Annotated in this window: 26 protein-coding genes, 1 pseudogene and 2 riboswitches; of the genes and pseudogenes, 19 read left to right on the forward strand and 8 right to left on the reverse strand. The window is 37.3% G+C overall.

The window, feature by feature from the left end:
- Positions 1–119: 119 nt before the first annotated feature.
- Complete coding sequence (locus NSS81_RS22180) at positions 120–1,346, reverse strand: NAD(P)/FAD-dependent oxidoreductase (RefSeq protein ID WP_342430788.1); 1,227 nt, start codon at positions 1,344–1,346, stop codon at positions 120–122.
- A 290-nt stretch (positions 1,347–1,636) separates the two neighbouring features.
- On the opposite strand from NSS81_RS22180, the gene NSS81_RS22185 reads away from it, so the two are divergent.
- Both NSS81_RS22185 and NSS81_RS22190 read left to right on the forward strand, forming a co-directional pair.
- Entirely contained in the window at positions 1,637–2,185 is a 549-nt protein-coding gene (locus NSS81_RS22185; protein WP_342430789.1) for a hypothetical protein, read from the forward strand.
- Between the two features lie 219 nt (positions 2,186–2,404).
- Positions 2,405–2,530, forward strand: coding sequence for a hypothetical protein (locus tag NSS81_RS22190; protein ID WP_342430790.1), 126 nt, complete (start codon positions 2,405–2,407; stop codon positions 2,528–2,530).
- 53 nt (positions 2,531–2,583) lie between these two features.
- Here NSS81_RS22190 and NSS81_RS22195 read toward each other — a convergent pair whose 3' ends face one another.
- A complete protein-coding gene (locus tag NSS81_RS22195) occupies positions 2,584–3,606 on the reverse strand; it encodes a M42 family metallopeptidase (protein WP_342434116.1) in 1,023 nt (340 codons plus the stop codon).
- A 201-nt stretch (positions 3,607–3,807) separates the two neighbouring features.
- Here NSS81_RS22195 and NSS81_RS22200 point away from each other — a divergent pair, with 201 nt between their 5' ends.
- The gene (locus NSS81_RS22200; protein ID WP_342430791.1) at positions 3,808–4,119 is read left to right on the forward strand and encodes a hypothetical protein; all 312 of its coding nucleotides are present in this window, start codon (positions 3,808–3,810) and stop codon (positions 4,117–4,119) included.
- Between the two features lie 31 nt (positions 4,120–4,150).
- On the opposite strand, the gene corA is transcribed toward NSS81_RS22200, so the two are convergent.
- Both corA and NSS81_RS22210 read right to left on the reverse strand, forming a co-directional pair.
- Entirely contained in the window at positions 4,151–5,101 is a 951-nt protein-coding gene (gene corA / locus NSS81_RS22205) for a magnesium/cobalt transporter CorA (protein WP_342434117.1), read from the reverse strand.
- Positions 5,102–5,281: 180 nt separating this feature from the next.
- Positions 5,282–6,448, reverse strand: a complete 1,167-nt coding sequence (locus NSS81_RS22210; protein ID WP_342434118.1) for a TIGR04053 family radical SAM/SPASM domain-containing protein — start codon at positions 6,446–6,448, stop codon at positions 5,282–5,284.
- Positions 6,449–6,914: 466 nt separating this feature from the next.
- On the opposite strand from NSS81_RS22210, the gene NSS81_RS22215 reads away from it, so the two are divergent.
- Positions 6,915–7,538 (forward strand): TVP38/TMEM64 family protein, encoded by a 624-nt coding sequence (locus NSS81_RS22215; protein WP_342430792.1) that lies wholly within the window; start codon positions 6,915–6,917, stop codon positions 7,536–7,538.
- A 1-nt stretch (position 7,539) separates the two neighbouring features.
- Here NSS81_RS22215 and NSS81_RS22220 read toward each other — a convergent pair whose 3' ends face one another.
- The gene (locus NSS81_RS22220) at positions 7,540–7,890 is read right to left on the reverse strand and encodes a hypothetical protein (RefSeq protein ID WP_342430793.1); all 351 of its coding nucleotides are present in this window, start codon (positions 7,888–7,890) and stop codon (positions 7,540–7,542) included.
- Between the two features lie 110 nt (positions 7,891–8,000).
- On the opposite strand from NSS81_RS22220, the gene NSS81_RS22225 reads away from it, so the two are divergent.
- The 3 genes from NSS81_RS22225 to NSS81_RS22235 all read left to right on the forward strand — a co-directional run bounded on the left by NSS81_RS22225 (position 8,001) and on the right by NSS81_RS22235 (position 9,901).
- Entirely contained in the window at positions 8,001–8,444 is a 444-nt protein-coding gene (locus NSS81_RS22225) for a GNAT family N-acetyltransferase (protein WP_342430794.1), read from the forward strand.
- A 394-nt stretch (positions 8,445–8,838) separates the two neighbouring features.
- Positions 8,839–9,165 (forward strand): YnfA family protein, encoded by a 327-nt coding sequence (locus NSS81_RS22230; RefSeq protein ID WP_342434119.1) that lies wholly within the window; start codon positions 8,839–8,841, stop codon positions 9,163–9,165.
- 88 nt (positions 9,166–9,253) lie between these two features.
- On the forward strand, positions 9,254–9,901 hold the full coding sequence (locus NSS81_RS22235) for a hemolysin III family protein (protein ID WP_342430795.1): 648 nt from the start codon (positions 9,254–9,256) through the stop codon (positions 9,899–9,901).
- Between the two features lie 35 nt (positions 9,902–9,936).
- Here NSS81_RS22235 and NSS81_RS22240 read toward each other — a convergent pair whose 3' ends face one another.
- The gene (locus tag NSS81_RS22240; RefSeq protein WP_342430796.1) at positions 9,937–12,009 is read right to left on the reverse strand and encodes a penicillin-binding protein 2; all 2,073 of its coding nucleotides are present in this window, start codon (positions 12,007–12,009) and stop codon (positions 9,937–9,939) included.
- Positions 12,010–12,305: 296 nt separating this feature from the next.
- On the opposite strand from NSS81_RS22240, the gene NSS81_RS22245 reads away from it, so the two are divergent.
- From NSS81_RS22245 to NSS81_RS22270, 6 genes are all read left to right on the forward strand, one after another.
- Positions 12,306–13,274 carry a prohibitin family protein gene (locus NSS81_RS22245; protein WP_342430797.1) on the forward strand — a complete coding sequence of 323 codons (969 nt, stop codon included), beginning with the start codon at positions 12,306–12,308 and terminating at the stop codon, positions 13,272–13,274.
- Between the two features lie 272 nt (positions 13,275–13,546).
- Positions 13,547–14,335: a TerC family protein gene (locus NSS81_RS22250; protein ID WP_342430798.1), complete on the forward strand. Its 789-nt coding sequence runs from the start codon at positions 13,547–13,549 to the stop codon at positions 14,333–14,335.
- Between the two features lie 137 nt (positions 14,336–14,472).
- Complete coding sequence (locus NSS81_RS22255) at positions 14,473–15,795, forward strand: hemolysin family protein (RefSeq protein WP_342430799.1); 1,323 nt, start codon at positions 14,473–14,475, stop codon at positions 15,793–15,795.
- 96 nt (positions 15,796–15,891) lie between these two features.
- Positions 15,892–16,194, forward strand: a complete 303-nt coding sequence (locus tag NSS81_RS22260; RefSeq protein WP_342430800.1) for an iron-sulfur cluster assembly accessory protein — start codon at positions 15,892–15,894, stop codon at positions 16,192–16,194.
- A gap of 178 nt (positions 16,195–16,372) precedes the next feature.
- Positions 16,373–17,122, forward strand: coding sequence for a Cof-type HAD-IIB family hydrolase (locus NSS81_RS22265; protein ID WP_342430801.1), 750 nt, complete (start codon positions 16,373–16,375; stop codon positions 17,120–17,122).
- A gap of 167 nt (positions 17,123–17,289) precedes the next feature.
- On the forward strand, positions 17,290–17,490 hold the full coding sequence (locus tag NSS81_RS22270) for a cold-shock protein (protein WP_342430802.1): 201 nt from the start codon (positions 17,290–17,292) through the stop codon (positions 17,488–17,490).
- Positions 17,491–17,579: 89 nt separating this feature from the next.
- Here NSS81_RS22270 and NSS81_RS22275 read toward each other — a convergent pair whose 3' ends face one another.
- Positions 17,580–17,774 carry a YwbE family protein gene (locus tag NSS81_RS22275; protein ID WP_342430803.1) on the reverse strand — a complete coding sequence of 65 codons (195 nt, stop codon included), beginning with the start codon at positions 17,772–17,774 and terminating at the stop codon, positions 17,580–17,582.
- A complete protein-coding gene (locus NSS81_RS22280) occupies positions 17,774–17,968 on the reverse strand; it encodes a hypothetical protein (RefSeq protein WP_342430804.1) in 195 nt (64 codons plus the stop codon). Before NSS81_RS22280 ends, NSS81_RS22275 begins: the two co-directional genes overlap by 1 nt.
- Before the next feature lie 302 nt (positions 17,969–18,270).
- Positions 18,271–18,418: riboswitch (FMN riboswitch) on the forward strand.
- A 127-nt stretch (positions 18,419–18,545) separates the two neighbouring features.
- Between NSS81_RS22280 and ribD the strand changes: the two genes are divergently transcribed.
- The 6 genes and pseudogenes from ribD to NSS81_RS22310 all read left to right on the forward strand — a co-directional run bounded on the left by ribD (position 18,546) and on the right by NSS81_RS22310 (position 24,376).
- A complete protein-coding gene (ribD, locus tag NSS81_RS22285; protein ID WP_342430805.1) occupies positions 18,546–19,628 on the forward strand; it encodes a bifunctional diaminohydroxyphosphoribosylaminopyrimidine deaminase/5-amino-6-(5-phosphoribosylamino)uracil reductase RibD in 1,083 nt (360 codons plus the stop codon).
- 14 nt (positions 19,629–19,642) lie between these two features.
- A complete protein-coding gene (gene ribE, locus NSS81_RS22290) occupies positions 19,643–20,305 on the forward strand; it encodes a riboflavin synthase (protein ID WP_342430806.1) in 663 nt (220 codons plus the stop codon).
- 39 nt (positions 20,306–20,344) lie between these two features.
- A pseudogene (gene ribB, locus NSS81_RS22295) lies at positions 20,345–20,953 on the forward strand (3,4-dihydroxy-2-butanone-4-phosphate synthase); the annotation flags it as partial.
- A gap of 49 nt (positions 20,954–21,002) precedes the next feature.
- Positions 21,003–21,473 carry a 6,7-dimethyl-8-ribityllumazine synthase gene (gene ribE, locus NSS81_RS22300; RefSeq protein WP_342430807.1) on the forward strand — a complete coding sequence of 157 codons (471 nt, stop codon included), beginning with the start codon at positions 21,003–21,005 and terminating at the stop codon, positions 21,471–21,473.
- 123 nt (positions 21,474–21,596) lie between these two features.
- A riboswitch (cobalamin riboswitch) is annotated at positions 21,597–21,785 on the forward strand.
- 123 nt (positions 21,786–21,908) lie between these two features.
- Positions 21,909–23,585, forward strand: a complete 1,677-nt coding sequence (locus NSS81_RS22305) for a DUF4430 domain-containing protein (protein WP_342430808.1) — start codon at positions 21,909–21,911, stop codon at positions 23,583–23,585.
- A gap of 50 nt (positions 23,586–23,635) precedes the next feature.
- Positions 23,636–24,376 carry a DUF4430 domain-containing protein gene (locus tag NSS81_RS22310; protein WP_342430809.1) on the forward strand — a complete coding sequence of 247 codons (741 nt, stop codon included), beginning with the start codon at positions 23,636–23,638 and terminating at the stop codon, positions 24,374–24,376.
- Positions 24,377–24,383: the final 7 nt, after the last annotated feature.

Consider the following 24,383-nt stretch of genomic DNA (forward strand, 5'->3'; position numbering starts at 1 on the left):
GGGAGGTTATTTTGCCTTAAAATTGGGGGAAATTAAGGCGATGGTAAATAATTGGGATTATTCTAATTAAAGGGCCGTATGGGAGGGAATCCAGCAGCCCTGGGAATCACTTATTAACGTTATTTTTGGTTGGCAGTCATTTTCATTGGTTCTTTACTTACTCCAAAATGTTGTTTTATGATTAATGATGGTCCACCAAGGTTTAATAAGTAGCGGGCCTCAATCACTTGTTTCATAAATGCTCCAAATAATCCTGACAGCCGGAAGTTGCCAACTTTACCTACCGCAGCAAAAAGACCAATAGAAGCAACAGATCCTTTATGGTGGTATTCAAATACTTTTAAGCTGTCACCTCTTAGTGTAGCAACAATATTTTTCGCACAAACATCTGCTTCTTGAAGAGCAACTTGTGCCGTTGGAGGAAGAGCATTTTTTTCATCCTTCATGAATAATGAACAATCTCCGATACAGAAGATATCTTTCATACCTTTAACAAGAAGGTTTGAATCAACAGGTACTTTGCCTTTTACAATTGGTAATCCACAGTTTTGTACAATCGGATTACCCTTCACACCACAAGACCAAATTAAAGTACGAGTTGGTAGCTCAATATTGTTTTCAAGTTTAACCATTTCTGGTGTGCACTCCAATATCTTAGTTGCCATGTGCATTTCAATATTAAATTTCTTTAATACTCCAGTAGTATATTCAATGGATTCCTTAGGGAAGAATGGAATTACGGATGCAGCAGCTTCAACTGCAACAATCCTTACTTTTTCAAATGGAACATCATATTTTTCACAAAGTTTCGGTAAACCTTCCGCTAATTCACCTAACATTTCAACTCCGGTAAAACCGCCGCCGGCAACGACGAAAGTAAGACGTGAAGGATCTTGATCTTCTTTATATAGGTTTAATTGTCTAATAATTTGATTATAAATGGCTTTTGTACTTCTAAAGCTACGAATGGCAAAGGCATGTTCCTTAATACCAGGAATACCAAAGGTTTCAATATCAAATCCTAAAGCAATCAACAAGTAATCGTATTCTACTGTTTCGCCGCCCTCGAGATGTACTTCCTTGCTGTTGATATCAACAGATGAAACGGTACCCATTTTAAAATTCGTCTTTTCAGGATTGATAAGTTCTGGAATAGACATGGCGATTTGACGATCGGATGCAGTACCTGCACCTGTTCTATGTAGTTGTGTTGTAATATAATGATAATCATGTTTATTAATTATTGTAACGTCAGCTTCACCAGATTTAAGTAATTTCTCTAATTTCTTCCCTGTGATGATGCCACCGTATCCTGCGCCTAAAATAACAATCTTTGGTTTCCTCATAATAATCCTCTCCCTATTTCAAAAAATGAAATTTATCTACATTTATAATGTGAAATACTTCACATACATTTCGAAAAAATATAGAGCAAAAAGCTCTCTTTCCATTGTGAAGTATTTCACATATCTTCTATATTCATAGATTAATGGATTTCGGTAAAATTAACAAGTGGTTTTTTCCTATAAATATGTCGAAATGGTAAATTTTTTTAAGTAAACAGGGAATGATAAATTCGTGCCAATTTATTACTGGTTAATTTTTCAAGAATAATTATTTGGAAAGGTGAGATGTAATGAAACTAAGAAAGCTGGTATTCGCACTTGCACTGTTTCTTACTGTCCCAGGCTTTAATTCTGCTAATGCAGAGATGTCGGACAAGGTTAAGCAGGGAGAGGATAAGGAATGTGACTGTGAACAGCAGGAACACATGCAAAAGGATTGGCAGGCTAAAATAAAAGAAAGGGAAAAGAATCTCTTATCATGGGTGGACCAATATACACCGGATAAAAAGGCTGAATGGACCAAGGTGCTGGAAGAGAAAAAAGCTCTTCGTAATCAATGGTTGAGTCCTGAATTCGCAGAAAAACGCGAGAAGTGGAAGCAAGAAAAAATGTCCAAAATACAGGATCTAAAAAAGCAATTTGAAGAGGGAAAGTTAACAAAGGAAGAGTTTGTTAAACAAGCACATGGTGGGAAAGATTTCGGTCACTTTAAAACCTACCATGAATTAAATAATGCAGTAGCTGCAAAGGATAAAAAGCAAGCTGCAGCTCTTTTAAATCAATTGCTAGAACAATCCAAACAACATAACGAAAAAATGAAAGAAATGATGAATAAGTAACTAGTAATAAAAACGTCAATTCAATAGTGATTGGCGTTTTTTGCTATTTAATACTCATAGTTAATTAAACTCTGTTGATTGGAGCGGAAAGCGAAGTGCCTGGAGCTCCAATCAACAGGCTAGTCCAATACAGATACTTTTCTAGAAGGGAATTAAATCAATTAAAAGAGTAAACCCTGGGTACAATATAGTGTACAGAATTTCAAGGAGGTTTTTCGGATGGCCAGAAGAAATCTAATGATAACAACCGTAGCTTTAGGTGCTGCGTATTTACTTAGAAATGACAAGGCACGCAGTAAATTAATTCACCAGTTTCAGTCGTTTGCAAATAAATCTAAAAGGTAAAAACAAAAGGTAAAAAGCAAGATGCGATTGCATCTTGCTTTTTTTCATAATGATTATAAGACTAGTTTAGATTGGACGTAATAATACAAAAGTTTACCTGTATTTTCAATTGAGTCCTTATGAGTTCTCTCAAAGGCGTGTGAAGAATCGATCCCAGGGCCAATTAGTCCATGAACGATGTCATGACCAGAGCGGATTGCTGCTGATGCATCAGATCCATAGAATGGATAGATATCAAGCTTATATTGGATATTGTTTTCTTCAGCAAGACGAACTAACTTCTTCCGAAGTTCATAATGATAGGGACCAGTTCCGTCCTTTACACAAATCGACACGGTATACTCGTCAGTGGACTGTCCATCCCCCATAGCACCCATATCAACAGCTAAATATTCAACCGTTTCAGGAGTAATATTTGAATTTCCGCCATAACCAATCTCTTCATTATTAGAAATTAAAAAATGTGTGGTGTAAGGCAATTCGACTTTATCGGTTTTGATCTGCTTAATTAATTGAAGTAAGATCGCAACGCTGGCTTTATCATCTAAATGGCGTGATTTTATAAAACCGCTGGGCGTTACTTCCACCCGCGGGTCAAAGGAAACAAAATCTCCGACCTCAATACCTAATGCTTTCACATCTTCTGCATTATGTACTTTTTCATCAATTCGCACTTCCATATTTGCCTGATTACGTTCGGCTTTTCCTGCATCTTTGTATACATGGACAGAGGTTTGGTGCATAAGAATCGTACCAGTAAATTTCTTTCCACTGCTGGTTTCGATTTGACAGTACTCACCTTCAATGGAGTTGAATTTAAAGCCGCCAATTAAATCGAGCCGAAGGCGCCCGTTTGATTTAATCTCCTTAACCATCGCTCCAAGTGTATCCACATGTGCTGTCAGTAGCCGATGGTGGTTTGTATCCCTACCCTCTAACGTTGCAATTAATCCGCCTTTACGGTTTCTTCTTGTCTTCACTTGTAAATCAGCAAGAAAATTCTCTACATAAGTAATCACTTCATTTGTATTACCTGATGGACTCGGTATCGATACCAAATCCACTAGTAAATTCATCGTTTCGTCAAGATTCTTGTTAGTCAAAACCAAATCCCCTTTCTAAATAAACCATAAACTTAGTATACAACTATTTACAAAAACCTCGTAGCAAAAAGTGTCAATTTTCTTATGGTTCCCGCATAGGCTTCTTAGTGATGATTAATTTCTTAAACAAGGAAAAAGGGAATGAGCAATTTGCCTATTAACAGGGGGAGAAAAATGACCAGAATTGAACTTTATCACGATAAGCCGAAGCCATTTTCTTGGAAGGGTCCATTTTTTTTCATTTTAACGTGTATTATTCTAACAGTGGGACTCTTACTGTTCCGTCATTACTATCAAAGTACGATAAAAATTGAAGCACCAGCCGAAAACTTAGGGTCAAAAGTTGTTATCCATCTTCCAAATGGGCAAGAGGTCTTTACCTATGAAAATTTGATTTTTGAAAAAGACGGAAAGACCTATTATAAGGGCGAGCGAAATACAATTGACTTAACTGGTGGATCTGTTACTTATGAAAATTGGGAATAACAAAAAAGACTGGCAGATTTCCAGTCTTTTCTCATTTAAACCAACCTTTTTTCTTAAACCACAAGGACATTCCTAACCCAACTAGTATCATAAGAAAAAGAATCATAAAATAGCCGTATTTTAAGTATAGTTCAGGCATGTTTTGAAAGTTCATTCCATAAATTCCTGCGATAAAGGTGAGGGGCATGAAGATAGTGGTTATGACCGTTAAGACCTTCATCACATGATTTGTTTGATGTGAATTTATAGAAATGTAGCTATCACGAATATCCATGGTTAATTCACGATTGGCTTCAATCATTTCTGTTAGTTTTAATAAATGGTCATGGATATCTGAATAATATTCTATTCTATCCTTTGTACCTGTTAGTCGTTGAGAATTAATAATTCTATAAACGAGATCTCTCATCGGGGTAATTGCGTGCCTTAGTGAGAGGAGGTCTTGCCTTGTATCAAACAACACCTCAAGCAATGCTTCCATTGTTCTTCGTTTTGAATTCTGGTCAATCTCATTTAATGTATCCTCCATTTGATACACGAGTGGGAAGTAGTTGTCGACCATTTTATCGAGTGCATGGTAGAAAACTAAAGGGGGATTCCACTTATCAATAGTAGTTGAGAGACTCAATCGTTTCCATACCTCATCAATCTCAATCGAGGGTTTACTGTGGAAGGTAACAATAAACGTATCAGCTAGGAAAAAATTTATTTCTTCTCTTTGTTTGGTCATTTGATTCAGTGCCTGGGTAACAAAAAATGTATAGTCTTGATAATAGTCAAGCTTAGGACGCTGTAACGTAAAAATACAATCCTCAATCGCAAGAGGGTGGAAATCAAGTGGGTTGCTTAAGAGCTCAATTTCATTTTCAGATGGTTGATGAAAATCAATCCAGTACCAAAGATAATTGCCTTTGACTAACTCAATTAGTGGCAAGTCCTTGACCAATTGATAATGTTTATTTACTGCTATGGTTCTAATCATACTAACACCTTTTTCTTTCATTCTTTATTCCATTTTCATCATAATCATACCCTTTTAGGTGAGATTTTACAAAATAATGTCTACAATACAAGACATTGCATGCCAGTCTGGTCTTACTAATAATAAAATTGGGTGAATGAAAAATGGCATTCCTATTGTCGGAATGCCATTTCACTCTTTCTATACGGTTGGTGCTTCTGCTTTCTTTCTCATTGATTGTGGAATGTATACACAGAATGGTTCGCTCTCCATATAGTCACCAGTAACCGCATAGGTTCTTGAACGGGAACCGCCGCAAATTTTATTATATTCGCAGACACCGCATTTACCTTTATAGTTATCAGGCTGGCGAAGCTCTTTAAATACTTTTGCTTCACGATAAATTTCTGCAAGTGGGGTATCGCGAATGTTACCGCCAACGATTGGAAGTAAGCCGCTTGGCATTACATCACCAATATGGTTAACAAATGCAAAGCCATTTCCATCATTAACACCCTTTGGTGCACGCTTTAACCCATCATGCATTGAAGCAAAATCTGTAGTAATGGTATCTTCATAATGAATTTCGCCTTTTTCAATGACATGATCTCGAGCTTTCTCTTGTAAAACCACACGGCGGTAATGCTGTGCTGCTGTTGTCTTGATGTCATATGGAGCAGTTTTACTTAATTGATATAACCAACGGAAAACTTTTTCGTGCTCAGCTGGTGTAATACAAGCGTCCATTTGACCTCTTCCAGTCGGAACTAGCAAGAAAATATACCACATGACGGCACCAAGTTCTTCTACAAGCTTTGACATTTCTTCAAGGTGGTCATAATTATAACGTGAAATTACTGTATTAATTTGTAAAGGCATTCCCAATTCCTTTAAGTACTTAATTTTTTCAACTGTTACGTCGAATGAACCAGGCACTCCACGGAATTTGTCGTGAATTTCTGCTGTAGGCGCATCAAGACTTAAGCCCCAACGTGAAAGACCAACTTCCTTTGCACGTTGCATTTTTTCTTTTGTAACATTTGGAGTTGCACTAGGGGTCATGCTAACGCGCATCCCTTTTTTAACTGCATAATCAGCAAGCTCAAAAAGGTCTTCCCTCATCATACAATCCCCGCCTGAGAAGACAAGCATCGGATTATCCATTTCATAAATTTGATCGATTAGATTAATTCCCTCTTCATGTGTTAGTTCACGAGGGTCTGGAGTTAGCTGTGCATCAGCACGGCAGTGAACGCATTTCAGTTGGCAAGCTCTAGTTACTTCCCAGATTACTATAAAAGGGTTTACGTCATAATCAATACCCTTGCTCATTCCATGTGGGTGACCCATACTTTGTGGATGTCCCATAGCATGAGGATGTCCTTTACTTATTCCTTGCATTGTCATCACCATGATTTCATTTATATTTTTAAAACTATAAAAAATGTTTCTATAGGTTTATTATAAGTTGGTCAATCGTTCGTGGATGATTTGTTTGTTACAATATTTCTACATTCGCTAGTAAGGAAACACTATCAATTCAAGATTTCCAAGGTGTTTAGATGGTAAAGTACCTGTGTTTTGGAAAATGGAAAACTCCTTATAAACATAAAAATTGGTAATTATTTAAAAATCAAAAAATTAGTAGTTTATGAAAGCAGAATGAACCTTTATACTTAAATTAGAATAATTAACCATTTTTGAAGTTTAATATAGAATGAAAATCAGAAAATGTCATAATGTAAAAGTTAGTGTTGACAGTGTAAAAGAAGAAGGAAAACTGATGCTATCTGATTCCCTAATCAATAAAAGGTCGAATCTTAGGAGAAAATGAATGGTAAAAAAAGTAGCAAGTCTATGTATTTTGTTTATTATTATTGCTGTTGGATATATCCAAAAGGATGAATTACTTTCTTTAGTCAATGCCGGTGGCTCTTTATCAATATTGATTAGTATGCTGCTTGTCTCCATTTGCGTATTTTTTCCTATCATTCCCTTTCCAGTGCTGGCAGGAGCGATTGGCAGCGTTTTTGGAGCAACACAAGGAATGATCGTTTCCTTAACAGGGGCTATGGTGGGAACGATGGGATTTTTCTATTTAAGCAGGTATGGATTCCGTGATTACGCACAGCAAAAATTAATGAACTATCCAAAAGTGCAGGAATATGAGGCATTTCTAAACCAAAATTCCTTTTTGGCAATTTTAACTTGCAGATTGATTCCAATTATTCCAGCACCAGTGGTTAATATTGTGTGCGGATTGAGTAAGGTGAAGGTGCATACTTTTTTTATCGCTTCCTCGATTGGCAAGATCCCAAATATCTTAATCCTTTCCTATGCAGGGGCAAGCTTTAGCAGTAATAAGCTATTTTCATTCGGCTTATATGGCGGATATATACTCATAATTTTCTTGATTAATTTTGTCATTATGTATCGGAGAATGGCAAGGGATATCTAGATTAAACAACCTTTTTAACTTGAAGGTCTGGTTGTTCTGCAACTGTGATAATTTCCTTAAAAAAGCTTTTTAATATCAGCCACCTAGCAGGATAAGTATAGATATAATCTTCTATAATTTGTGATGAAAAAATGACAAAACAATCAAGTTCCTGTTTTTCCTTTTTTAAGTCATATAAAAGTGCATGCAGATTCGTATAATACTCATGTAGCTGGTATAGATTTGGTTTTGCGACTTGAATCTTATTAATTTGGTTATGCTCTAATATAGTTTGCTTTTGATATGCAATGCTTTCTTCTTTTGATAGCCCGTTTAAGCTAATTCGATCATTAATAAAATAAATTCCCTTCATTTAGCACCTCGATTTTGGGTTATTGATACTGTTATTGACAGGGAATTTGTGAAGTATACTTCAGATGATCCATTGTTTAGGGCAAATAAATATTGGAAGGTGAGTGAAATATGTCTACATGGGAAAAAGACGGTTTTACACTAAGTACAGATAAGGAAAATCTTGATGCACACGTCATTCACAAGTTCTTGAGTATTGATTCTTACTGGGCAAAAGGAATATCGATGGAAAAAGTAGAGAAATCTATTGAAAAATCTTCTATCTGTTTTGGTATGTATGAGGGTAATCCTAAATTAGGGTACGCGAAACAGATTGGTTTTGTACGGGCAGTAACCGATTTTGTAAGGTTTGCCTGGATTATGGATGTTTTTGTTCTCCCGGAATATCGGGGAAGAGGTTTGTCGAAATGGATGATGGAAACGGTCACAGAGCAATCAGAGCTAAAGGATGTCCGGAAAATGATGTTATGTACCTACGATGCCCATGGTTTATATGAACAATATGGTTTTCATGCCATAGATGACCCGGAAATTTTTATGGAAAGGAAAATATAATAATGTGGATTCGGTAATTGGCTGCCTAGCATAGTTTGTAGGTGGTCTATTTTTTTCTAGTAAAGTCTTATAAATAGAGAATCTTAAACAAAAAAATACCCGGCTAACCGCCGGGCTTTTGAGAAATCTATATAAATTAAGGGGGGAGAAGGAGGTTCGTTTTCTGAACCTAAAACAAGCATAACGGAAAAATATGAACAAACTATGAATGAATCTTTAATAGTTTAGGAAGTTTTGAGAGTGGGAATACTACATGGGAAAAATTTTAACAAATCTTTAAAATGGTGTACACTAGTAGAGGATTACCTTAGATGTGGTGACAGGCACCACTCGTGGACATTTGTCTTTCTGGGGTGGACAGTTGATGTTTGAAAATATAAAAAAGAGTGATGAGATGTTTAAGTCAATTGTTTTATTTGTTTTGGCTGGTCTTGCGGAGATCGGCGGAGGATATCTAGTGTGGTTATGGCTACGGGAGGATAAGCCATTTTGGTATGGGATTATCGGGAGTTTTATACTTGTCTTTTATGGAATTATCCCAACCCTACAAAGCTTCCCCTCATTTGGCAGAGTATATGCCGCCTATGGTGGTGTGTTTATCATATTAGCAGTACTCTGGGGATGGGGAATAGACAAAAAAGCACCGGATTTATACGATTGGCTAGGTGCAATGATATGTCTCATTGGTGTTTCCATAATGCTATGGGCGCCGCGAAGTTAGTGGTGACAGGCACCACTCGTGGACATTTGTCTTTCTGGGGTGGACAGTTTGAGCGCTTTTAGCAGATATATAGAAGGAGTCTTTTATAATGGCAAATACACATATTTTTTCTAAGGAAGAGGAGATTGCGAATTCGATTACGCATGGGATTGGTGCGGTGTTAAGTATCGCTGCCTTAGTTATTCTCATCGTTTTTTCTGTCCTTTATGGAAATGCTTGGCATATTGTGAGTTTTACGATTTATGGTGCTTCGATGTTTATCTTATATATGTCCTCTACATTGGTTCATAGCTTTCCAGAAGGGAAAGCAAAAGACATCTTTGAAATCTTTGACCATTCCTCAATATACTTTTATATTGCTGGAACGTACACCCCATTTTTACTAGTAGTTATCAAAGGGCCATTAGGCTGGTCACTTTTTGGAATCGTTTGGGGCTTGGCGATTGCAGGTACCGTTTTTAAATGTTTTTTTGCAAAAAAGTATCTTCTCACATCTACGCTTCTCTATGTTGTTATGGGTTGGATGATTGTGTTTGCCTGGAAACCGCTAGTAAACAATCTTGCTCCTGAAGGGCTGATGTACTTAATCATCGGTGGCCTTCTTTACACGTTTGGAGCTGTTTTCTATGTATGGCGCGGCTTTCGGTTTCACCATGCTGTTTGGCACTTATTTGTAATTGCTGGCAGTGCATCTCTTTTCTTTTGTATTTTGTTCTATGTTTTACCGATAAACTAAGTAAAGAGGTTCCGCACAAAGCGGAACCTCTTACTTTATTTCATATTTTTTAGTTCAAAATACTTATCCATGACCCTACGCCCAATCTTGAAGTTTGCTCCATTATCAACGGTTCCTCGGTATGCCCAAGGGACAATCAAGGCCATAGCGACTTCAGGACTTGTAGTTGGTGCGTAAGTCAATAAGGTTGAGTTCATAACGGAAGGAGGCTCCTTGCCAAATTTCCACCGATCTGGCCCATCGTAAAAGGCTTGGGCAGTACCTGTTTTTCCAGCGGGTAAGTAATTAACACCAAGAAATTGTCTATAGGCAGTACCGCCAGGTTCTTGATAGACCTTCTTAAAGCCTAATTGGACCCGTTCAATCCATTCAGGTTTTGCGTCAATCGTATTAAGGACTGTAGGCTTAATTTCTTGAAAAATTGGACCAGTTTCATCTGAAGTAACATCTGCAGGTTCACGAATTTCTTTTACCAAATGAGCCTTCATTCGATTCCCGCCATTCGCAAGGGTAGAAGTATATTGAGCCAGCTGCATAGCAGAATAGGTATCATATTGTCCAATGACAAGATCCATTAAATGTCCTGGAAGTTTACTTGTTCCTTTTAAGCCAATGGACTCATTTGGAAGATCAATTCCAGTTCTAGTCCCGAGGCCGAAGCTAGCAAATGAGTTCCGCACAATTTCAAAGGAATTTGGCGCCAGGTTTAGTGGTTGCATGTATTGGTAATGTGCTTTACCAATTCTAATTGCCGTGTGAAACATATAGACGTTAGAAGATTTCTTTAAGGCATCTAGATCGGTAAGTACACCTAAATAGGCATATGATTTTTTTTCGGGACTGCCTTTAACTTGTATCGGACGGTCATCAATTATCGTTCCAGGTGAAATTGCCCCTGTTTTATAACCGGTTAATATCGTTGCCCCCTTAACGGTGGAACCAACATTATAAGTGGTAGTGATGGTTCCAAGGGCATCATCATGCATTTCTAATTTACCGGTTTTTTCATCTTTAACAATTCTTTTTCCAGCCATCGCTAACACTTCACCATTGTTAGGGTTCATTAAAACGACATAAGCACGATCCAGTAAATCGGTTCTAGGTAACTTTTTTAATCCCCATAGTTCTTCTTCAATAATTTTTTCAACAGCAATCTGCAGTTCCATATCCACTGTTAAAACAAGATCTTTTCCTCTTTTCCCATCGGAAACAACTTCTGTTTCAATCACATTTCCAGTTTTATCGGTAATCGTTTTTACTTTTGATTTGTGCCCATGGAGGACATCCTCATATTGTAATTCAAGTTGACTTTTACCAACGCGGTCATTGCGGTTGTAGCCTAAAGACAAAAAATGGTCAAGTCGTTCAGCAGGAAGTCCTTCATCTGATTTCGTCACATTTCCCAAGATAGATTTAAGAGTTTGATCAAATGCATAAGACCTCTCCCAATCGGTTGTTGTATCAACTCCTGGAAGGGATTGTAGGTTTTCACTAACCCTGGCATATTCCTGGTCAGTGACATTTTCATTTTTAACAATCTGTTGTGTGAATTTATAGCCGCTGTTAAACTCCTGGAAGATTGCACGTATTTCCAAATCCTCAGGTGTTAATTGCGACAAATCCTTTTCTGTAATCCGGTCTAACTTTAATTGGTATAAATCCTTGTCCGTTAATTCTTTATCTTTGAAAAGGTCCAGTTCTGCTTTTGTGATTTTGGCATCGGCTAGCTTAGGATACTTAATCATCCAATGATCCTTTTTATCTCTACTTGTCACTTTTTTTGTATCTTTCTCAATAAGTTTTGCTAATTTTTCAGCTGTTTCTAGCATCTCTTTTTGGTTTGCGCCCATATTCGTGTATGTAATCGCACTCTTCGGTACATTATCGACAATTACCTTGAGGTTCCGATCGAGCATTTTCCCGCGTGGGACTGGGTTTTGGATGGTAAGGTCTTCTGTTCGCTCCAATTCCCGTTTGAAATTCTCACCATAAACAATTTGAACAAAACCAAGTCGCAAGACCAAGACTGAAAATAATATAAAGATACTAAAAAATAACAGATTCAAACGAAACGGAAAATGAGATTTTTTTTTCTTTTTTTTCTCCAAACTGTTCACCCGCCCTTTACATATACACAAGTTTAAACTACTTTAGTATGCCCGCGTAAATAATGACAATTATTTATAATATTACGTATAAATTTGTAAAAATGTAAAGTATTACCTTATCAATTTTATTATATATATATTGTGACTTTTAATCTATTTTCTAAAATGACTAGTAAGTCTTTTTTATTGAAACTTTTCCATTCGTTGTTCGTATAAGCAAGTGTACCTAAACAAATCGGAAAGTCTGAATCATTCTGAGTGTACTATTCTTAAAATATTAAAGGGGGGAAATGTATATGACTACACCTTTTGAGACAAATAATAATCGTCCAACAGGTTTATCGAAGAAACAAATTATTAGTATTATTATTGCTGTTTTTGTTGTTGCAATCCTTATTTTGGGTGTCATTACGATGACGGAGAAAATAGAACCAGGATACAAGGGAGTTGTTTATAGTTTAAACGGCGGGATAAAAGATGAAGTATTAGATCAAGGACTGCAAATCGTTATGCCATGGGAGCAAGTAACACAGTACCCAGTTTCAACAGAAACAGTATACTTAACAAAGGGGACAGATGGCGGTTCTACAAGTGATGGTTCCTTCAATATAAATACTTATGATGGTAAGTCAGTGAACGTCGACGTCGTTTATTCTTATAAAATGGAACCAGAAAAACTTCCGCATATTTTCACTAAGTTTCGTCGGCAAACACATGAAGAAATTCAAGCAGGCTATTTAAAAACGCAAATAAAATCTGTAATGCAGGAAGTTTCGACTCTATATTCCGTATTGGGTGTATATGCTGAGAATCGGGCAGAAATAACAAAAGAAATGCAAAAGCTATTAAAGGAACGACTTGAGGTTGATGGCATCATCATTGAAAACTTCTCTCTATCAGATGTAAGGCCTGATGAGGAAACCCTCCTATCCTTACAAAAAATTGCCGATGCCCAAAACCAGCAAGAGTTTTTAAAGCGTGAGCAAAAGAATAAAGAACAAGAAGCGATTAACGCTAAAATTGAGGCGGAAGGTAAGAAGAATGTTGCGATTGTAGAGGCCGAGGCCGACGCTGAACAAACGCGTATTAGGGCAGAAGCCCAAGCAAAGGCTAACAACTTATTATCCGAATCGATGACTCCAGCGATTATCCAGGATAACTGGATTAAACGTTGGGATGGAATCATGCCTAAAGTAAGCGGTGCAAATAATTCAATTGTTCAAATTCCAGGAGATATGTTCACAGAGGAAGAAAAGAAAGAATAAAAAAAGGATTGACGTATTAACCACATTTATACTATATTATTAGTAATAAAATATTTCCTTTTTAAAGGGGAGTAGCTAAGACAATAAAGTCGTCATTCCGAGACATCAAAATCTCCGGCTTTATTGGCAACATTACGTTGTTAGCAAGACCTTTACTGCATACGGTAAAGGTCTTTTCTGTGTTTTTAAGACCTTTACCGTTCTGGGTAAAGGCCTTTTTATTTGCAGCAAGGGATATTTTAAAAAAATTCGAACTACAGGAGGATTTATTGATGGACTTTTCTCTATTGCTGGAATACGGTTGGGTATTAATTGTACTAGTGGCCTTGGAAGGATTATTGGCTGCTGACAATGCATTGGTACTTGCAATTATGGTAAAACACCTGCCTGAAGAGGAACGTAAAAAGGCATTATTTTATGGATTAGCTGGTGCATTTGTGTTTCGTTTTCTTTCACTATTTGTCATTTCCTTTCTTGTCGATGTTTGGCAGGTTCAAGCGATTGGCGCACTTTACCTGTTATTTATGGCAATCAATCATATCTTTAGAAAGGTTGTTAAGAGTAATGGGAAAGAGAAATTGGAAGACAAAACAGTCAAGAAGAGCGGATTTTGGATGACAGTATTTAAAGTGGAATTGGCTGATATCGCCTTCGCGGTTGATTCGATTCTAGCAGCAGTCGCGCTTGCCGTGGTTCTGCCGGATACACCGCTACCAAATATCGGCGGTCTTGACGGCGGTAAGTTTTTAGTTATCTTTGCTGGAGGAATAATCGGCCTTATTATTATGCGGTTCGCTGCAAATCAATTCGTAACCCTTCTTGAAAGAAGACCTGGTCTAGAAGTTGCTGCCTTTGCCATCGTTGGCTGGGTGGGTGTTAAGCTTGCTGTTTACACACTTTCCCATCCTTCACTCGCCATATTAAACCCGGAATTCGCCCACTCCACTGGATGGAAGGTTACCTTTTATCTTGTGCTAGTAGGAATAGCAGCAGCAGGCTGGTTTTTATCAAAAGATGAAGCGACAGATACAAAGAAACAAGTTGAACCTAAAGTCTCATAATGAACTAAATCGAATAATTAGCAGCGGCACTCTGATGAGTTGCCGCTGCTTTTAAGTTAAAAAGACGATAATTGGGTATTATTAAAATATAAATCCGTTCTATGGAGGTGTATGCCTTACAAAAGTAAGGCTATATATTGATAATTACTAATATTTTTTTAATTGTCTTATTAATTGCATTTACAGCCTTTTTCGTATCAACAGAATTTGCAATAGTAAAAGTAAGACCTTCAAGGATAGATCAATTAATATCTGAAGGTAAGAAGGGAGCACTGGCTGCAAAGCAAGTAGTTTCACACCTAGATGAATATTTATCTGCCTGCCAGCTTGGCATTACCGTCACTGCATTAGGACTTGGGTGGTTAGGAGAACCGACTGTCGAAAAATTGCTGCACCCGCTTTTTATCCACTTAAAGTTAAATGAATCAGTAACCCATATTCTAACGTTTGGTATTGCTTTTGCAATTGTTACCTTTATACATGTTGTGATTGGTGAATTGGCACCTAAAACTGTGGCCATCCAAAAAGCAGAACAGATTACACTTTTGTTTGCAAAACCAATTATTTGGTTTTATAAATTAATGTATCCGTTTATTTGGGTGTTAAATGGATCAGCACGTATGTTAGTAGGTATTTTTGGGTTAAAGCCAGCTTCAGAACAAGAATTAGCCCTATCAGAAGAAGAACTTCGCATCCTGCTGTCAGAAAGCTATAAAAGTGGGGAAATTAATAAAAATGAATTAAAATATGTTAATAATATTTTTGAATTTGATGAAAGAATAGCAAAAGAAGTTATGGTTCCTAGAACGGAAATGGTTACTTTAGATATTAATGATAGTGTTGAAACGGTTAGGCAAGTCATCAAAAAAGAAAAATATACACGGTATCCTGTTGTCGATGGAAATAAAGATAATATCTTAGGAATGATAAATATTAAAGAAATTCTTACTGCCAATATTTCAAAGGAAGAGTTTCTCAAAGATACGGCATTACAACAAATTTTGAAGCCTGTTATCCGTGTAATTGAATCTATCGCAATCCATGATTTATTAGTGAAAATGCAAAAGGAAAGGTCACATATGGCAATCTTATTAGATGAATATGGGGGAACCTCAGGTTTAGTGACGGTAGAGGATATCCTTGAGGAAATTGTCGGGGACATCCGCGATGAATTTGATACAGATGAAATAGCTGAAATACGTAAACAAAATCCAGATCACTATTTATTTCATGCAAGAGTATTAGTCGGAGAAGTCAACGATACTCTAGGTACAAATTTATCAGAAGAAGAGATTGATACAATCGGTGGCTGGTTTCTAACCCAAAACTTTGATGCAAATGAAGGTGACTCGATTGAAGAAGATGGCTACCTCTTTACAGTGAAGGAAATTGTCGGTCATCATATCTTGCTTATCGAAGCAAAAAAGATATTACCTGAATCAGAAATCAAATCTATATAGATGCAGGAAAGTGAGATTGCGCGAAACGAAACAATGTCTATTTTTAAATAATCATGGGATAATGAATAGGAATACATAGGAATAGGAGAGACAAATATGAAAGTTAAAATTAATCGCAATGCAGCAAAAGCATTGAAAAAAATGATGGAGGGAGAAGAAGCACAGGGGAAGCTTTTCCGTGTGTACGTAACAAATATCCATGGTGACCATGCACATTATGATTTGATGCTTGATACACCAACAGAAAACGATGTAGTCGTACAATCCGACAAGGATATTGATATCATTCTTGAAAAAGATAATGAATATTTAGATGGAGTATGGATCCAATACTTCCAGGTACCGAAAGAAGAATGGCTTATTATGAATCCTTCAAAGGGTGTACATCACCACCATTAATCATAGTATTAAATGACGTTTGGGTTTCAGAACCTGGGCGTTTTTTTTCAAATCATGCTAAAATTACCTATAACCGCAAAAAGGGGATATTTTTATTAAACTAATACCCATTTTTGATGAATATCTTATATAGTGTTATCCTATTTAAGTATTGTTTGAAGGGAGATTGATACTACATATGGAAAATTTCAAAAATGATGTAAAAATCAAACTAATTGCACTTGATATGGATGGGACTTTGTTAACCAATAAGCACGAGATATCTGCTGCAAACCGCCAGGCAATAAAGGAAGCCAGGGAAAAGGGAGTTATTGTTGTCCTAAGTACCGGACGTTCCATTAGGAAAGTTCGTAGACATATGGATTCACTAGAGTTGACCTCCTATTTAGTAACGGTTAATGGAAGTGAGATATGGGATGAAAACAGAGAATTAGTTGAAAGAAGTATAGTTAAGACTGATTTAATGCAATGGATGTGGAGTCTTTCCCAAGAACATAATACAGGATTTTGGGCAATAAGTACTGAAAATAATTATTACGGTGAAATGCCTGGCGATATTCACGAGCATGAATGGTTAAAGTTTGGGTTTACTATTGAAGATGATACGATAAGGGAAAAAATTTTCTTTGAACTTCAAGAAAAGGGAGAATTTGAATTAACTAATTCGACACCCAAAAATATAGAAGTAAATCCTTCTGGCATAAATAAAGCAAAAGGACTACAAATTGTTTGTGAGCGCCTGGGAATTGAAATGAAAAATGTCATGGCAGTTGGCGACAGCCTGAATGATCTGGCTATGATTGAAGAAGCGGGCCTTGGTGTCGCTATGGAAAATGCCCAGGATATCGTCAAAAAAGCTGCGGACTGGGTTACTGCTTCCAACAATGAAGATGGTGTCGCAATTGCAATCCAGAAATGGGTACTTTAATAAACAGATATCCCTTTATAATCCAAGAAAAAAAGGTAACTAATATAACAGAATCTCTCATGATTAATACATGAGGATTGTGTTTAAAACTATTTCCTCTAGGGTATAATAATCGGGCAAGTGAAATTGCAATTTCATGTATTAGGTACATGCTAGGAGGATTCAAAATGGAAACAGGTAAAGTAAAATGGTTTAATGGTGAAAAGGGCTTTGGATTTATCGAGCGCGATGGCGGAGATGATGTATTTGTACATTTCTCAGCAATTCAAGGCGAAGGGTACAAAACCCTTGATGAAGGTCAAGAAGTTACGTTTGAAATCGAAAATGGTCAAAGAGGACCACAAGCGGTTAACGTTCGTAAAGCTTAATTCCCTTCAAAAATCAAAACAGACTCCTAAACAGGGGTCTGTTTTTTCGTAAAAAAAGAACCCCCCTATGTGTGGGGAGCAATTCATTTTTAATTTTGTATTTCCTGCACTCTGCCAACTTGTCCATCCTCTAAACGGACCTTTATCCCATGAGGATGTGTTAATGAGTTAGTGAGGATATCTTTTACAATACCGCTAGTTAGTTTTCCTGTTCGCTGATCAGCTTTAAGGACAATTTTAACAGCAGATCCTGGCTTAATGTCGTTTCTATTTTTCCCGTTCATTAAACACCCATTTTTCTGCGGGAGTTGCTTACCTTTTTTGTTTGTTGGCTTCTCAATTTTTTTGTTGAATTGGAATTATTAATGTTAGAATTACCGGCAGCAGCTTTATTTTTCTTGTTCTCTAACTGTTGTTTCATCGCTTCCTGTAAGCTCATTTTCTTCTTTGGTGCTTCGTTTTGATTGTTTTCAGACATAGATTTTACCTCCAGAGAATGTACTACTATACATACAGTATAATCTATTTTTTATCAAAAAAACAATTTATTGAAAGTAAACATGTTTTCATTTAATTTTAATTATTCTCACAATAAATATTAAATTTAATAGAAAATATTGCTTATTATTTTACTTTCGTAAATAATTTCTCCAATAAATTTCTTCATTTAATACGTAACCTCATCCTTACTTGCTAATACTAATAAAATAAACAAAACATATTTATAGCAGTTAATTAACATTCGTGCTATCATCATGTATACTTGTATTGACAATATATATAATTCCTCGGGGTCAGGTGTAATTCCTAACCGGCGGTGATGAAGCAAGAGCTTCTTAGTCCGTGACCCGGTTAACATTTTTGTTAAACGGTGGATCTGGTGAAATTCCGGAGCCGACAGTTAAAGTCTGGATGGGAGAGGAAAAAATAGGTGTAGTTAAAGGGATAAGTCTACCCTTTTTTTACCCCTTATTTTCTTATTGCTTTTTAAAGGACCCTAAAGGTGTATTTTCACTTTAGGGTCTTTTTTATTTTCTTTTAAGGAGTTTTTGCCAATGAATGATATCTACTTTATGAATTTAGCTTTGAATCTTGCAGGAGGTACACTTGGTCAAACAGCACCTAACCCCGTTGTAGGCGCAGTAGTTGTGAAAGACAATCAGATTGTGGGTATGGGGGCGCATCTTAAGGCAGGGGAACCCCATGCAGAGGTTCATGCAATAAGAATGGCGGGGGACAGAGCCAAAAATGCAACACTTTATGTAACACTAGAGCCATGCAGTCATCATGGGAAAACCCCGCCCTGCGCGGATCTAGTTATTCAAACAGGGATAAAAAAGGTGTTTGTTGCAACGACTGATCCTAATCCGCAAGTAAGTGGCATTGGAATCGAAAAAATTAAAGCTGCAGGAATTGAAGTAGAAGTAGGATTACAGCAGGAGGAAGCACGAGAGCTCAATAAAATGTTTTTTTACAATATCAGTACAGGACTGCCGTATGTAACGTTAAAATCGGCTATCAGTATGGATGGGAAAATTGCAACTTCTACAGGTGAAAGTAAATGGATTACGGGTGAGGAAGCTAGAAATGATGTACACCAATTCCGTCACCAGCATGATGCCATTTTGGTTGGTGTAAATACAGTGTTAAAAGATAATCCCAGCTTGACAACTAGACTTGAGAATGGCGGTAAAAACCCAATTAGAATTATTCTTGATACCCAGCTACGAACCCCCATGCATGCAATTATCGTAACAGATTTGCAAGCACCAACGTGGATTATCACTGGTCCTGATGTTGATGGGAAACTAGAGGCTGACTTTACAGCAAAGGGAATTAAAATAATTAAAATGGCTGAGAAGAAAATTCGAATACAAGAAATGTTAAAGATAATTGGTGAAATGGGAGTAACGTCTATATATGTCGAAGGCGGTTCTGAAATCCATGGGAGTTTCTTAAAGGAACGTGCCTTCCAACAGGTTATAACATACATTGCGCCCAAATTGATAGGCGGCAAGCTGGCGCCAACCTCCTTCGGCGGAGAAGGTATTCTAAAAATGGATGAGGTTGTGTCACTGGAAATTAAAAAAATTGATAGGGTTGGCAATGATATTCGAATCATTGCAGAACCAAATTAAGGAGTACAAACAAAATGTTTACCGGAATTATCGAAGAAATTGGTATAGTATCAACTATCCAACGTACTGGGGAATCTTTTGTTCTAACAATTGAAGCTAAGAACATTTTGAATGATGTCCATCTTGGAGATAGTATTGCTGTCAATGGGATTTGTCTAACAGTCACCTCCTATTCTGGCAATCATTTTTCGGTAGATGTTATGCCGGAGACAATAAAAGCAACAAGTTTGAATATGGTTAGGCGTGGTTCTAAAGTAAATTTAGAACGAGCAATGGCTGCTGGCGGCCGATTCGGCGGTCATTTCGTTTCAGGCCATATCGATGGTACCGGCTTGATTATAAGTAAAAAGCAAGTAGAAAATGCTGTTTACTATGAAATTGAAGCGGCCCAGGAAACGCTTAAGTACGTTATTTTAAAGGGATCAATTGCAATTGACGGGACAAGCTTAACCGTATTTGGTGTAAGTGAAAAAAGTTTTACGATATCAATTATCCCCCATACTTTATCTGAAACCATCTTGGGGCTAAAAGGCCCTGGTGATATTGTTAATTTAGAAAGCGATATGATTGGCAAATATGTGGGCCATTTTCTAACAGGCCTCGCTGCTGGTAAAGAAAATAAAAAAGACTCAACTGGAGTCACTGCTCAATTTTTGGAGGAAAATGGATTTGCTTAGATTGAAACAGATATTGGCATTTGAAAGGGGAATTGATGGATGTTTAATACCGTTGAAGAGGCGTTAATTGATTTACAGAAAGGCAAGGTTGTTATCGTTTGTGATGATGAGGATAGAGAAAACGAAGGTGATTTTATAGCATTAGCTGAAAAAGCAACACCGGATGTTATTAATTTGATGGCGACGCATGGTAGAGGTTTAATCTGTGTTCCTATTGAGGAGGAGCTCGCTCAAAAGCTAGACCTCCACCAAATGGTAGCTAATAATACAGACACACACGGCACGGCTTTTACAGTGAGTATAGACCATAAATTTTCAACCACTGGAATTTCTGCTTTTGAGCGCTCAGCAACGGTGTTAAGTATGATTGATCCTGATTCTAAAGCATCTGATTTTAAAAGACCTGGTCACGTCTTTCCTTTGGTTGCCAAAAAAGGCGGTGTGTTAAGAAGAACTGGTCACACTGAGGCGGCAACGGATTTAGCAAAACTATGCGGGGCAGCACCTGCAGGGGTAATCTGTGAAATTATGAATACCGATGGAACAATGGCGCGAGTTCCTCAGTTACGAAAAATTGCGGATGAATTAGATGTCAAAATGATTACCATCAAAGATCTAATTGAATATCAAAAAAAGAACGACAGTTTAGAAAATCTTTCTCAAAATAAAATACAGTAAATTAATAGGAGGATTCATCATGGGAAATCTTTTTGAAGGTAATTTAGTTGGTACGGGACTAAAAGTAGGAATCGTTGTCGGACGATTTAATGAATTTATTACAAGTAAATTATTAGGCGGTGCACAAGATGCACTTAAAAGACATGGAATAAGCGATTCTGATGTTGATATTGCCTGGGTTCCAGGAGCATTTGAAATTCCGCTAATTGCTCAAAAAATGGCAAATAGTAAAAAATATGATGCCGTTATCACATTAGGAACGGTCATTCGCGGGTCGACTCCACATTTTGATTATGTGTGTAATGAAGTCGCAAAAGGTGTTTCTGCATTAAATTTAAGCACTGGGATTCCAGTGATATTTGGGGTGTTAACTACTGACTCAATTGAGCAGGCAATTGAAAGGGCAGGTACAAAAGCGGGGAATAAAGGCTGGGACGCAGCTACGTCAGCAATTGAAATGGCTAACCTCTGCAGGAGTATTGATCAATAGTTATTTTTTAAAGTGAAAAGGAAGAGGGACATACATTTATCGTATGTCTTTCTTTATGGAGAAAATCAGCCGAAAACATATACAAATTAATAGATTATTGACTATAATAGAAGGAACATAAAAAAATAGTTCTAAAAAACAGGTGCTTAGTCGTTAATGACTGTAGCTTAAAAGGGAAGTTGGTAAAAAGCCAACGCGGTCCCGCCACTGTAAATGGGAGCAACCTATAAAATGTCACTGTCGTAATCGATGGGAAGACATAGGGAGCAATGACCATGAGCCAGGAAACCTGCCTGTTTTTGACACAAAAGCCTACGCGGATAGGAGAGTGTTAAGCAAAAACCGGTTGGTAACGATTTTTACTTAACGTACATAACTCCTCCTAATTAGGGGGATTTTTTTATGTAAAAATAATGTATTGGGGAGAGACTTAGAATGAAAAAGGGGAAAATAAATCTTCTGCTATCTGTAATTTTATTATTGAGTTTTGCATTCGGCGGATTTCAGCCACAAGTAAGTGCTGCCGTACAAGAGGACAACGTGACAATTAATGTGATAAATGGGGAGACAGTTCTTGAACTGCCCGTACCTTTTAGTGAGGGTGAAAATGCTTTAGATGCTCTAATAAAAGCCGTGGATGGTGAGATTGATGTTGCTTCTTCAGATTGGGGAGCCTCTATCAATAGTATTAAAGGTTCAGAAATAAAAGAGAATCATTTTTGGGCCTTTTATGTCAATGGGATATCCTCACAGGTAAATTATGATCAATATAAAGTTCAAAATGAAGATCAACTAACATTCACTTACATTAATTGGAACGATCCTGCTCCAAGTGTTTCTGTAAAAGTTGTAGATGAGAATAATGAAGATCTGTTAACGATAGCTTATCCTGTAAATTTTGTTGGCGAGACAACTGCTTTAAACTTATTAAAAGCTTTAGTTGGCCTGGGAAAATTAAATTACAAGACGCTATACATTAATGGTGCACCAAGTGAAGTAGACGCTGAAAGTTATATTCTTAACAATGGGGATCAGATTACGTTCCAATATGACTCGTCGGGAGATGAAACTGAAACAGAACCTCCAGTTACTCCTATTTCACAAGAAACACTAAAAACGGCCATTGATCAGGTAGTAGCTTATTATCAAAATCAACAAGTAGATGAATGGACACTTATAGCCCTGAAACAGGCAGGCAAGGAAATTCCTGAAAGCTACTTAAATAATTACAAGAAATTAATTAAAGAACAACAAGGGAAATTTAGAAAGATTACCGATACAGAAAGATATACCTTAGCCATACTTGCAGCAGGCGGAGATCCTACAAATATTGAAGGTTATAATCTGGTTGAATCCATTTATCAAGCGGATGTTACAAAGCAGGGGTTAATAGGTGTCGCTTATGCACTTTTGGCATTTGATAGCGCGAACTTTGAAATTCCTGAAACAGCTCTTTGGACGAGAGAAAAAGTCATATCTTATCTATTAGATAGACAAAACCAAGATGGCGGCTGGGCATGGGATGAAAGCACAACGAGTGACATCGACACAACGGGAATGATTGTGGCAGCTTTAGCTCCATACAAGGACCAAGCAGTTGTGAAAGAAAAAGTAGATTCTGCCGTTCTATACTTATCAGAACAATTTCAAGCTTCCAAGATTGATAATAGCTCAACAGCTGCCCAAGTAATTATCGCGCTTTCTGCTCTAGGAATTGATGCAAATAGTGCGCTATTCGCAAAAGATAACAGCAGCCTAGTTCAGTTTTTACTAACCTTCCAAAATGCTGATGGAGGCTTTGATTGGATGGGGGGCGATGAAAGTGATTTGATGTCAACACCACAAGGTATTCAGGCTTTAGTTGCTTATCAGCTATATACACAAGGAAAGGGCTCATTGTATAAACTGTCGTTAGCTGAACAGCAACCAGATACCGAGACTCCCGTAGATGAGACACCGGTGTTAGAACAAACACCAAACCAACCGAAAACGGAGGGACACTTATTGCCAAATACGGCAACAAATAGCTTCAATCTCCTTTTAGCCGGTTTATTGTTGTTGATAACTGGAATGATTGTATATTACCTTAAGCAAAGCAAGAGAGAGGCTTAATTAATTCCACAGGTTCCCTTTTACAGAAGGGAACCAAAAGGAGGAATAGCATGCAAAGAATAGTTAAATCAATTGTCTTACTTTTTGTACTGCTGTTAACTTTTAGTTTAATTGGCTGTGGTACAGCCGAAGAGAACGCTAATGCAGGAAAAGAAGAAGAGAAGACAAGTGAAATAGTAAAAAAAGAAGAGCCTCTGGAAGTTGACAGCGAGGATAAAAAGGGTGGACAGGAGGAGACTACAGATTCTACTATTCCTTCAACACCAGAAAAAGATAGTGAACAAGTAGCGGAACAAGAAAAATCTCCGAATAGTGAAAGTTTAAACACTTCACCGGTAGAAAAAAGTTCCAGCAGTACACCCAAAAAACCTGCGGCCACACCAAGTACACCGCCGGAAACAGGCAAAACACCGAGTACTCCACCAGTTACAAAGCCAGTTGATCCGCCAAGTACAAAACCAGAGAACCCTAAGCCTGCAGCGACTGTTACTTTTTCGATTGTAGGACCAAACGATGTAGGAACTATTTTGTCAGGGTCAAAGATAGGCATTAAAGATGGCGATACGGCTTTCGATGTTTTAAAAAACGCTACTAAACAACATGGTATCCAAATTGAAACGCGTGGAAGCGGGGCTACAGCATACGTCGAAGGAATCGATAATTATTATGAGTTTGATTATGGTGCCAAGAGTGGCTGGGTTTTCGAATTGAATGGTGTAAGTATTTCAAAAAGTATTGGGACGATTAACGTCAAAGATGGTGATCGGATTGAATGCTACTATACCGAATAATGTCTGG

The sequence above is a fragment of the Neobacillus sp. FSL H8-0543 genome (assembly GCF_038592905.1).
Taxonomy (GTDB): domain Bacteria; phylum Bacillota; class Bacilli; order Bacillales; family Cytobacillaceae; genus Neobacillus.

Excerpts from the sequence above, each read along its gene's own strand:
- NSS81_RS22180 (WP_342430788.1), bottom strand. The coding sequence starts at position 1,346 with ATGAGGAAACCAAAGATTGTTATTTTAGGCGCAGGATACGGTGGCATC.
- NSS81_RS22185 (WP_342430789.1), top strand. The coding sequence starts at position 1,637 with ATGAAACTAAGAAAGCTGGTATTCGCACTTGCACTGTTTCTTACTGTC.
- NSS81_RS22190 (WP_342430790.1), top strand. The coding sequence starts at position 2,405 with ATGGCCAGAAGAAATCTAATGATAACAACCGTAGCTTTAGGTGCTGCG.
- NSS81_RS22195 (WP_342434116.1), bottom strand. The coding sequence starts at position 3,606 with ATGAATTTACTAGTGGATTTGGTATCGATACCGAGTCCATCAGGTAAT.
- NSS81_RS22200 (WP_342430791.1), top strand. The coding sequence starts at position 3,808 with ATGACCAGAATTGAACTTTATCACGATAAGCCGAAGCCATTTTCTTGG.
- corA (WP_342434117.1), bottom strand. The coding sequence starts at position 5,101 with ATGATTAGAACCATAGCAGTAAATAAACATTATCAATTGGTCAAGGAC.
- NSS81_RS22210 (WP_342434118.1), bottom strand. The coding sequence starts at position 6,448 with ATGGGACATCCACAAAGTATGGGTCACCCACATGGAATGAGCAAGGGT.
- NSS81_RS22215 (WP_342430792.1), top strand. The coding sequence starts at position 6,915 with ATGGTAAAAAAAGTAGCAAGTCTATGTATTTTGTTTATTATTATTGCT.
- NSS81_RS22220 (WP_342430793.1), bottom strand. The coding sequence starts at position 7,890 with ATGAAGGGAATTTATTTTATTAATGATCGAATTAGCTTAAACGGGCTA.
- NSS81_RS22225 (WP_342430794.1), top strand. The coding sequence starts at position 8,001 with ATGTCTACATGGGAAAAAGACGGTTTTACACTAAGTACAGATAAGGAA.
- NSS81_RS22230 (WP_342434119.1), top strand. The coding sequence starts at position 8,839 with ATGTTTAAGTCAATTGTTTTATTTGTTTTGGCTGGTCTTGCGGAGATC.
- NSS81_RS22235 (WP_342430795.1), top strand. The coding sequence starts at position 9,254 with ATGGCAAATACACATATTTTTTCTAAGGAAGAGGAGATTGCGAATTCG.
- NSS81_RS22245 (WP_342430797.1), top strand. The coding sequence starts at position 12,306 with ATGACTACACCTTTTGAGACAAATAATAATCGTCCAACAGGTTTATCG.
- NSS81_RS22250 (WP_342430798.1), top strand. The coding sequence starts at position 13,547 with ATGGACTTTTCTCTATTGCTGGAATACGGTTGGGTATTAATTGTACTA.
- NSS81_RS22260 (WP_342430800.1), top strand. The coding sequence starts at position 15,892 with ATGAAAGTTAAAATTAATCGCAATGCAGCAAAAGCATTGAAAAAAATG.
- NSS81_RS22265 (WP_342430801.1), top strand. The coding sequence starts at position 16,373 with ATGGAAAATTTCAAAAATGATGTAAAAATCAAACTAATTGCACTTGAT.
- NSS81_RS22270 (WP_342430802.1), top strand. The coding sequence starts at position 17,290 with ATGGAAACAGGTAAAGTAAAATGGTTTAATGGTGAAAAGGGCTTTGGA.
- NSS81_RS22275 (WP_342430803.1), bottom strand. The coding sequence starts at position 17,774 with ATGAACGGGAAAAATAGAAACGACATTAAGCCAGGATCTGCTGTTAAA.
- NSS81_RS22280 (WP_342430804.1), bottom strand. The coding sequence starts at position 17,968 with ATGTCTGAAAACAATCAAAACGAAGCACCAAAGAAGAAAATGAGCTTA.
- ribD (WP_342430805.1), top strand. The coding sequence starts at position 18,546 with ATGAATGATATCTACTTTATGAATTTAGCTTTGAATCTTGCAGGAGGT.
- ribE (WP_342430806.1), top strand. The coding sequence starts at position 19,643 with ATGTTTACCGGAATTATCGAAGAAATTGGTATAGTATCAACTATCCAA.
- ribE (WP_342430807.1), top strand. The coding sequence starts at position 21,003 with ATGGGAAATCTTTTTGAAGGTAATTTAGTTGGTACGGGACTAAAAGTA.
- NSS81_RS22305 (WP_342430808.1), top strand. The coding sequence starts at position 21,909 with ATGAAAAAGGGGAAAATAAATCTTCTGCTATCTGTAATTTTATTATTG.
- NSS81_RS22310 (WP_342430809.1), top strand. The coding sequence starts at position 23,636 with ATGCAAAGAATAGTTAAATCAATTGTCTTACTTTTTGTACTGCTGTTA.